This window comes from Pseudoalteromonas sp. S558 (genome assembly GCF_005886635.1).
Classification (GTDB): Bacteria; Pseudomonadota; Gammaproteobacteria; order Enterobacterales; family Alteromonadaceae; genus Pseudoalteromonas; species Pseudoalteromonas aliena.
Window position 1 is genome coordinate 1 of record NZ_PNDU01000364.1, and the last position, 2360, is coordinate 2360.

A 2360-nucleotide genomic window follows, 5' to 3' on the forward strand; every position below is an offset into this window, starting at 1 on the left:
AGCAGGGTGTCTTATGGCTATCGACAGAATAAACTAGACACCCACCCAAATTTTGCTGTTTGGCGTCCCGAATTCATTATGCAAGTGCACCATTAAACAAAATACAGCTGATGATATGGTTAATTTACAAGATAAATCAGTCCTCGGCAGTGATAACTTAACTAAAAAGCAACGAGAGCACTTCAGAGCTGCGATAGATACACCTCAAGATACCGCAGATGATGCACGATTTAAGCGTAATGTTGTAAGTAGGCACAATCGCGAGTTACCACCAAAAACACGTGAAGACTGGAGTAAATCAAACGAAACCGCTAAGAAAAATAGAGCGCTCGGTCAACAAAATGAAAAAGCAGCTCGTGAAGCGTTATCAAAGCATAAAGGAGAGTCGCTAGTTGATAATAACAATGCAGTAGCTAGTGGCGGCAAAGTACAACAACGCAGTGGTAACTCTTTAGATTATAAAACTCGCCCAGACAGTTTGGGCGATACCATTGTGCATGAGCACAAACATTTTACGGCTGAAAACAGTAACCCAGTCGTTTATAATACCAAGCAATTAAAAGAGCAACGCAAAGCATTCCCTGATAAAAAACATATGCTGACTATGTCGTCAGATTTACCCTGCGAAAATGGTGTGCCACCTTGTCGACCATCGTCAACAATTAAAGAAGAGAGTGAAGTGTTGTATTATGATAATGACAAGAAAACAATCACCCATAAGTGGAATGTGAAAAAACAACGTTGGAATAAAGTAAAAGGAAAATAATGATGGATTTTAAACCATTTCAAATACGAGTCTCTATGCTGGGCACAAACCCGCTTAACGATGAAGCTTTATTTACTGAACTATTAAATATAATTGAAAGCTACCCTGAATTTGCACCGCAATTTTGGAGCTTAGAAGAGCGTGGTAAATTACCGTATAATCGCGATGATATTATCAATGTTGTAAAGGGGGTTACAACAAGGATGACGTGTGAAGAAATTTATTTAAAGCGTAATAAAGCTGCTAAGTATTCAGTTAGAATTGCGGTAATGCCAAGGCAATATATTAGTTTTGAGTTTGATCCAAAACTAAACAGTAAACATTACCCTGCGCTATTTGAGCTTGCGGACCGATTAGTGCAAGCATTTAAACCAGACATCGCCTCAGTGCATGTTTTTAGACCTTACCCTGATGAGCCGTGGGAAAGCGAACGAGACGAGCATATCGAAATGATGGGTGAAGCCGCTTACTTAGCGCCCGTCGATTACTTTAAGGTTGGCCCTAAGGGGTTAGCAATGCGCACTTATTTGGGCCCGCATTATGTTAAGCAGTTTGGCCAAGAGTTATTACTGAGCACACCAAAAACGCAGACAGAGCTTCAACCTTGGGGTGGCATTCGTCTTGATTTATCGGCAGCACCTTGGGAGTTAACTGAACAAGCACAGATTGAGCATTGGCAAACCGCCATGGAACATTTACGCCCAGCTAAGGTGTTTGCTGAGATGGAGGTTGACGTTGAGTATTGTGATATAGAGTGCACAAAAGCCGAAAACTGTACCATTGGTGGGTTTAATTATGTCTAAAGAGGCTGCTTTAGCGCAGTTGGATGATTCACGCTCACAAAATAATGTTACGGGTGTCGATATTTCAGGGCTTGATTTAACGCAATGCGATATTAGTGAAACATCGACTGAAATGCTCAAAGGTGAACGCGTTATATTACGTGGTGGTATTTTAGATTTAGCTTACTTTTTAGATGCCGATTTTACTGCCGCTAACCTTGAAGGGGCAAGCTGCAACCAAACGGCGTTTTTTGATTGTATTTTATATCAGGTTATTAGCCCCAATGCGGATTTTAGCTATGCAAAGTTATCGGCGAGCAGCTGTAACGAATCTAACTTCTCCTCTTGTGAATTTGACTACGCAAACCTGTGGGCTTCAACGTTTGTTGGCAGTAATTTAAGTGATGCGACAATGTCTTATGTAGAGGCTGCTGATGCCTGTTTTGATGACGCGAATTTAACAAATGCCGACTTATCAAACGGAAATTTCACAGGAACTGTGTTTAGAAAAACCAACCTTACAGATGCTGATTTAAGTCATGGCAATTTTACAGATTGTGATTTTACTGGTGCTAGCTTAACTGGTGTATGTTGGGATGGCGCTATTTTGAAAAATGCTAGATTTGATGCTGGCACACAGCCTAACAAATAATAAAGCGGAAATACCAATAACAATGACACCCACTTGAATAGTGGGTGTTGATTTACTGATAACACGTTGTAATAAAGAAAAAATAAACTAGACACCCACCCTAATTTTTGCAGTTTGGCGAACTAAGTACTAGGCGTATATCTGGGCTTCAAATAGCAGG

3 protein-coding genes are annotated in these 2360 nt (G+C 40.6%); all 3 read left to right on the forward strand.

The window, feature by feature from the left end; all coding sequences use genetic code 11:
• Positions 1-115: 115 nt before the first annotated feature.
• The 3 genes from CWB66_RS19410 to CWB66_RS19420 are packed head-to-tail and all read left to right on the forward strand — an operon-like array spanning position 116 to position 2200.
• Positions 116-766 carry a hypothetical protein gene (locus tag CWB66_RS19410; protein ID WP_138586639.1) on the forward strand — a complete coding sequence of 217 codons (651 nt, stop codon included), beginning with the start codon at positions 116-118 and terminating at the stop codon, positions 764-766.
• Positions 766-1569, forward strand: coding sequence for a hypothetical protein (locus tag CWB66_RS19415; protein WP_138586640.1), 804 nt, complete (start codon positions 766-768; stop codon positions 1567-1569). Before CWB66_RS19410 ends, CWB66_RS19415 begins: the two co-directional genes overlap by 1 nt.
• Positions 1562-2200 (forward strand): pentapeptide repeat-containing protein, encoded by a 639-nt coding sequence (locus CWB66_RS19420; RefSeq protein ID WP_138586641.1) that lies wholly within the window; start codon positions 1562-1564, stop codon positions 2198-2200. The genes CWB66_RS19415 and CWB66_RS19420 overlap by 8 nt, the downstream gene beginning before the upstream one ends.
• Positions 2201-2360 lie beyond the last annotated feature (160 nt).

Excerpts from the sequence above, each read along its gene's own strand:
- CWB66_RS19410 (WP_138586639.1), top strand. The coding sequence starts at position 116 with ATGGTTAATTTACAAGATAAATCAGTCCTCGGCAGTGATAACTTAACT.
- CWB66_RS19415 (WP_138586640.1), top strand. The coding sequence starts at position 766 with ATGATGGATTTTAAACCATTTCAAATACGAGTCTCTATGCTGGGCACA.
- CWB66_RS19420 (WP_138586641.1), top strand. The coding sequence starts at position 1,562 with ATGTCTAAAGAGGCTGCTTTAGCGCAGTTGGATGATTCACGCTCACAA.